Source organism: Serratia sp. CoH_122_TC_1 (assembly GCF_058191755.1).
Map to the genome: position 1 here is coordinate 323545 of NZ_JBXWLA010000003.1, position 6552 is coordinate 330096.

Annotated in this window: 7 protein-coding genes; 1 reads left to right on the forward strand and 6 read right to left on the reverse strand. The window is 52.8% G+C overall.

What is annotated here, in order from left to right:
* Positions 1–8 precede the first annotated feature (8 nt).
* From AC2FC2_RS05910 to AC2FC2_RS05920, 3 genes are all read right to left on the reverse strand, one after another.
* Positions 9–563, reverse strand: a complete 555-nt coding sequence (locus tag AC2FC2_RS05910; protein ID WP_490658932.1) for a glutathione peroxidase — start codon at positions 561–563, stop codon at positions 9–11.
* 41 nt (positions 564–604) lie between these two features.
* Entirely contained in the window at positions 605–1612 is a 1008-nt protein-coding gene (gene btuC / locus AC2FC2_RS05915) for a vitamin B12 ABC transporter permease BtuC (protein ID WP_404759726.1), read from the reverse strand.
* Positions 1613–1788: 176 nt separating this feature from the next.
* Positions 1789–2211: a DUF2502 domain-containing protein gene (locus AC2FC2_RS05920; protein WP_209633011.1), complete on the reverse strand. Its 423-nt coding sequence runs from the start codon at positions 2209–2211 to the stop codon at positions 1789–1791.
* Between the two features lie 234 nt (positions 2212–2445).
* Here AC2FC2_RS05920 and AC2FC2_RS05925 point away from each other — a divergent pair, with 234 nt between their 5' ends.
* Complete coding sequence (locus AC2FC2_RS05925; RefSeq protein WP_265556156.1) at positions 2446–2577, forward strand: hypothetical protein; 132 nt, start codon at positions 2446–2448, stop codon at positions 2575–2577.
* Positions 2578–2789: 212 nt separating this feature from the next.
* Here AC2FC2_RS05925 and ihfA read toward each other — a convergent pair whose 3' ends face one another.
* Genes ihfA through pheS form a run of 3 tightly spaced genes read right to left on the reverse strand, consistent with a single transcriptional unit; the run spans position 2790 to position 6500 of the window.
* A complete protein-coding gene (ihfA, locus tag AC2FC2_RS05930) occupies positions 2790–3086 on the reverse strand; it encodes an integration host factor subunit alpha (protein ID WP_004943604.1) in 297 nt (98 codons plus the stop codon).
* Positions 3087–3090: 4 nt separating this feature from the next.
* The gene (pheT, locus tag AC2FC2_RS05935) at positions 3091–5478 is read right to left on the reverse strand and encodes a phenylalanine--tRNA ligase subunit beta (RefSeq protein WP_404759728.1); all 2388 of its coding nucleotides are present in this window, start codon (positions 5476–5478) and stop codon (positions 3091–3093) included.
* A gap of 14 nt (positions 5479–5492) precedes the next feature.
* Positions 5493–6500 carry a phenylalanine--tRNA ligase subunit alpha gene (gene pheS, locus AC2FC2_RS05940; protein ID WP_490658945.1) on the reverse strand — a complete coding sequence of 336 codons (1008 nt, stop codon included), beginning with the start codon at positions 6498–6500 and terminating at the stop codon, positions 5493–5495.
* Positions 6501–6552: the final 52 nt, after the last annotated feature.

A 6552-nucleotide genomic window follows, 5' to 3' on the forward strand; every position in this document is an offset into this window, starting at 1 on the left:
CTCCCTCTTTATTTTTCGGCCAACGCCTGTTTAACCGCAGCAACCAAGATCGGATCTTCCGGCGTTGTGTCCGGGGAGAAACGCTGGATCACAGTGCCATCGCGCCCGATCAGGAATTTCTCAAAGTTCCACAAAATATCGCCGGTTTGCTTCGGTGCCCGGCCCTTGCTGCTCATGCGTGCCAGGAACTCACGGCCCTGTGGTGCAACGGCTTGAGGCTCTGCAGAGATCAGCGCCTGATACAATGGATGCCGGTTTTCACTGTTGACTTCGAGTTTGGCAAACATCGGGAACTGGACGCCAAAGGTGCCACGGCAAAAAGCCAGGATCTCTTCGTTGCTTCCTGGTTCCTGCCCCAGAAACTCATTAGACGGAAAGCCCAGGACTTCAAAACCTTGCTCCCGGTGGGTTTCATATAAGGCTTCCAGTCCTTCGTACTGTTTCGTCAAGCCGCACTCTGATGCCACATTCACCACCAGTAACACGCGGCCTTTATAAGTACCCAGCGTGGTGGGCTGGTTTTGGATGGTATTCAGTGGAATGTCATAAATCGGTTGAGCCATGGATTTTATCCTCTTGTTTTGCTTGCAGATGAACAGAGAAACTACCTTACGCTTTTTACCCGGATCAGTAACCAGATAAATAGAGGTGCACCCAACGTAGCGGTCACCACACCAATGGGTAATTCAGCCGACAGCAAAGTAATACGAGCCATGACATCGGCCGCAAGCAACACGCCGGCGCCCGCCAACGCGCAGCCGGGCAATAAATAACGTTGGTTGGTCAGGCCACTCAGACGCAGTATATGCGGTATCACTAACCCGACGAAACCGATCACCCCCGCCAAGGCGACGCTAACCCCCACCAGCCAGCCGATCGCTAAAACCAGCAGGTTGCGCCAGAGGTGCAAAGAAAGGCCAAGCTGGCGAGCTTGCACTTCCCCCAGCGCCATAAAGTTCAGCGCTTTGCCCTGAACGCACAACCACAACAACACGGGCAACAGCGCCAATACCAGCCACTTCTGTCGCCAGTCAACGCCGCCAAACCCTCCCATCATCCAATACATAAGTTGGCGCAAATCCAGACTGGAACTGAAATACACCGCCCAGGTCATCACGGCACTGCACAGAATGCCCAGGGCAACGCCGACCAGCAGTAAACGCGCATTGGTCAAGCGCTTGCGCCGCGCAAAACTGAGCAACAGGAAAGTCATTATCAATGCACCGGCAATAGCGCTCAGGCTCATCATCGCCACCGGCAGCAGGCCGTTGCCCAACAGCACCGTTAGCACCAACGCCACACCCGCGCCATTTGCCACCCCCAGCAAACCCGGTTCGGCCAACGGATTCTCAAAGAGTGCCTGCATTACCGCACCCGCAACCGCCAGGCTCGCCCCGACCAACATCACCGCCAGCGCACGGGGCAAGCGTAATTGCCAGACAAACAGCTGCGCCGTTTCACTCGACCACTGCGTGGGCCAAAGCCATACATCACCGGCACTGAGGCTGAAAACAAAAGCAACGGCAACGCCCAACGCCAACACCATGAGATGCCGTTTATCGCGATGACGCTGTTTGTGCAGCAATAAGGTAAAAGTCTGGCGGGTTGACATAAGTGTGGCGGTTCCCTGCTGGCCGTGATCAGCGGCCGAATAATTGACGTCTGGGTCAAATATTAGGGGGTTAGCCTCAGAAGGGAAAGCATTGCATAAGGATTACGGCAGGAAAACAGCGGCTAATCCTGCCCACCACGCGCAGGTGATGGCAAGATTAGCCGCCGTTAAATCAATTAGCGGCGAGGGTCGTTATTGTTTTGCGGATAGGGTTTGCCGTGACCATTGTCACGATCGCGGCCATTATCGCGGTCGCCATTGTCATGATGATTGCCGTTATCACGATGATCACGCTCACCGTGGAATGGGTTACCCCCTCGCTCAGGGCCACGGTGATCATTTCCGCGCGGCGGCGAGGGTTGCCAACGCCCACCATCCCAATACATACCGCGGTTGTTTCGTTCGCCAATACCGCGTCCCTGGTGTTCATGCCACCACTGTGGTGGACGCCAGTCGTATCCATCCCAATAGTAGCCGCGACGATCCTGATCCCCCAAATGCACCGCAACACCCGGTACATTGATATCGATAGAGACATCCGCCTTTGCAACCAGCGGCAGCAGCAGCGGTAAACACACCAGCAACAGGATCTTTTTCATTTTACGCTCCTACTTTATTTTCTCGCTGTGGTGTTTATATCAGTGCGTTTATTTTGCGCCTATCTCACCAAAGCCTATTTTCAGATCGTTTTCATCTCCTTTACACAATCCATACAGTCAACTTTTCGTTATTTAAATAATTATAGCTGCTAACAACGCTTAACGAATAACTGACGTACTGCGTACCCTACCGACATTTATAATTCAACCAACACCCACCAGAGAGATATTATTATGATTAAGCGTATTGTACTGCTGCTGACCGTTGCCGTGCTGGCCACGGCGCTTAGCGCCTGTTGCTACGGGCCTTACGGTGGTGGACACCGAGGCGGTGGTGGCCCTGGCCACTACTACAACCATTATTAATTATTAGGGGCTTCGGCCTCTTTTATTTATGGTAATGCGAAGTTAAAAATAACCATAAGAATAATCCGCAAACGATATATTATTTTGGATTTAAAAAAACCAATGAAACTTAATTTTTTAATTCGTTTTTCCGCCTTAATTTAAGAATAAACCGAATTTAATACACAAAAAGAAAAAGGCCGCAAAAGCGGCCTTTTTTGGTTTCACGTAACTTACTCTTTCGGGCTTGCGTTCTCTACCCGACTTTTCAGCTTTTGTCCCGGACGGAAAGTGACCACGCGGCGCGCCGTAATCGGAATATCCTCGCCGGTCTTCGGGTTACGCCCCGGACGTTGGTTTTTGTCACGCAAATCAAAATTGCCAAAACCTGACAGTTTTACCTGCTCACCGTTCTCAAGAGCACGACGTACCTCTTCGAAAAACAGTTCTACCAGGTCTTTGGCATCCCGTTTGCTAAGCCCAAGCTTTTCAAACAGGTGTTCTGACATTTCAGCTTTAGTAAGCGCCATAGGTTCAATCCCTCAAGGATGCTTGGAATCGCTGTTTTAGAGCCTCTACACATTTTGCAACGGTAACGGCTATCTCCTCTTCTTCCAGTGTACGAGCGGTATCCTGCAATACCAGACTGATAGCCAGGCTCTTATAACCCTCTGCCACGCCCTTGCCACGGTACACATCAAACAAGTTTACGCCAACTACCTGATTTGCGCCAACTTTCTTACACTCTGCCAAAATATCTTCTGCGGGGACGTTTTCAGCCACCACAACAGCGATATCACGGCGGTTTGCCGGGAAGCGAGAAACCTCTCGCGCCTGAGGCACGGCGCGGCTTGCGACCTTGTTCCACTCCAGTTCGAACACCACTGTTCGGCCGTTAAGATCCAGTTTACGTTCAAGTTCCGGATGAACTACACCGATGAAACCTACAGGTTCACCTTGGAAATAAATGCCCGCACTCTGCCCCGGGTGCAATGCTGGATGAGTCTCTGCCTTGAACTGAATTTCAGATAATTTACCGGTCAGCTCCAGAACAGACTCCAGATCCCCTTTTAAATCATAGAAGTCGACAGGCTTACGCGCCAGATCCCAATGTTCTTCATGCGTATGGCCCGCAATCACCCCAGCTAGCATGACGTCCTGACGGATACCCAGATTTGCCGCAGTATCAGGCACAAAGCGCAGGCCGCTTTCAAACAGGCGCAGGCGAGTTTGCTGACGATTCTGGTTATAGACAACCGCAGACAGCAAACCGGTCCACAGAGACAGACGCATCGCAGACATTTCGACCGAAATCGGGCTTGGCAGAATCAAGACGTCTTCGCCAGGGTGCAGTAAGGCCTGAACTTTAGGATCAACAAAGCTATAGGTGATGGCTTCCTGATAACCGTGATCGACCAACATGGTCTTCACACGCTTCAACGTCAGATCCGCTTCACGATGCTTGGTCATGATCAGGTCAGCGCGTACCGGGACGTCAGGAATATTGTTGTAGCCGTAAACACGGGCCACTTCTTCCACCAGGTCTTCTTCGATTTCCATATCAAAACGCCAGCTAGGCGCAACCGCCAGCCAGTTATCGCCCTGCTCGGTCACCTGGCAACCCAAACGACGCAGAATGTCGCTTACCTGCTCACTTGGCACAACGTGACCAATCAGGCGATCCAGTTTTTCACGACGCAACGTAATGGTGGCGCGTTTTGGCAGCTCGCTTTCAGCGGTTACATCAATCACAGGGCCAGCCTGACCGCCGCAAATATCAATCAACAGACGAGTCGCTCGCTCCATTGCTTTATACTGCAACGCAGGATCAACGCCACGCTCGTAACGGTGTGATGCGTCAGTGTGTAAGCCATGACGGCGTGCGCGTCCGGTAATGGACAATGGGCTAAAGAAAGCGCACTCCAGCAGCACATCCTGGGTAGATTCGTTCACACCGGAATGTTCACCACCGAAGATGCCCCCCATCGCCAGGGCTTTCTGGTGATCGGCAATCACTAAAGTATCGGCGTTCAGCTTCGCTTCGTTACCGTCCAACAGCGTCAGGGTTTCGCCTTCGCTTGCCATACGCACCACGATACCGCCTTCAATGCGGCTCAGGTCGAAGGCATGCATGGGTTGCCCCAGTTCCAACAGTACATAGTTGGTCACATCAACCACGGCATCAATGGAGCGGATACCGCAACGACGCAGTTTTTCACGCATCCACAGTGGGCTGGCAGCCTTAACGTCGATGCCTTTTACTACGCGGCCAAGATAACGCGGGCACGCCTGAGGCGCATCAACACGGATTGGCAATGTATCATTGATAGTTGCGGCTACCGGGCTCATATCCGGTTCGGTCAACGCAACCTGATTCAAAACGCCAACATCGCGTGCAACGCCAATAATACCCAGGCAGTCGGCACGGTTCGGCGTGACGCTGATTTCGATCGCGTTGTCGTTCAGCTGCAGATATTCGCGAATATCTGTCCCGATTGGCGCGTCTTCCGGTAGCTCAATGATACCGTCGTGATCGTCGGTAATCCCCAGTTCGGAGAACGAGCAGAGCATACCCTCAGAAGGTTCGCCACGCAGTTTCGCAGCTTTGATTTTGAAGTCGCCTGGCAGCACTGCGCCCACGGTAGCAACAGCCACTTTCAAGCCAGTGCGGCAGTTTGGTGCGCCACAGACGATGTCCAGCAGACGGTCACCGCCCACATTAATCTTGGTTACGCGCAGTTTGTCCGCATTCGGATGCTGACCGCACTCAACAACATGGCCCACGACCACGCCGTTAAAGGCACCCGCGACAGGCTCCACGCCGTCCACTTCCAGGCCGGCCATGGTAATTTGATCGGATAATGCTTCGCTGCTGATGGCCGGGTTTACCCACTCGCGCAACCAGAGTTCACTGAATTTCATGTGATATTCCCGCCTTACTTAAACTGTTTGAGGAAACGCAGATCGTTTTCGAAGAATGCACGCAGATCGGTAACGCCGTAACGCAGCATCGTCAGACGCTCCATACCCATACCGAAAGCGAAACCGGAATAAATCTCCGGATCGATGCCCACATTGCGCAGCACGTTCGGGTGAACCATGCCGCAGCCCAGCACTTCCAGCCACTTGCCATTTTTACCCATCACATCCACTTCAGCGGAAGGCTCGGTAAACGGGAAGTAAGACGGACGGAAACGAACCTGCAAGTCTTCTTCAAAGAAGTTATTCAGGAAATCATGCAATGTCCCCTTCAGGTTGGTGAAGCTGATGTCTTTATCAACAATCAGGCCTTCCATCTGATGGAACATCGGGGTATGTGTCTGGTCGTAATCGTTACGGTACACACGGCCCGGTGCAATAATGCGGATTGGCGGCTGCTGGTTCTTCATGGTGCGGATCTGCACGCCGGATGTCTGTGTGCGCAGTAAGCGTGTGGCGTCGAACCAGAAGGTATCGTGATCGGCGCGCGCCGGGTGATGACCCGGAATATTCAACGCGTCGAAGTTGTGATAGTCATCTTCAATTTCCGGCCCGGTCTCCACGGAGAAACCTAACTCACCGAAGAAGGCTTCGATACGGTCGATGGTGCGCGTCACCGGATGCAATCCACCGTTTTCCATACGGCGGCCCGGCAAAGAGACGTCGATGGTTTCTGCGGCCAGACGTTCGTTCAATGCGGCAGATTCCAGCGTGTTTTTACGCGCGTTCAGCGCTTCCTGCACCGCTTGTTTTGCCTGGTTGATCACCGCACCGGCAGCCGGGCGATCTTCCGCCGGCACGTCACGCAGCGACTGCATCTGCAAGGTGAAATGACCTTTTTTGCCTAAATATTCGACGCGTACCAAATCTAACGCGGCAACATCCTGGGCATCTTCTACGGCTGCCTTGGCATTGGCAACCAGCTCTGCGAGATGTGGCGTTGCTTTCCTCTTCCTCTGGCCGATATGGCTCTAAGTAATTGTTATCTATTATTCGAACACGCCTTTAGCACATCTT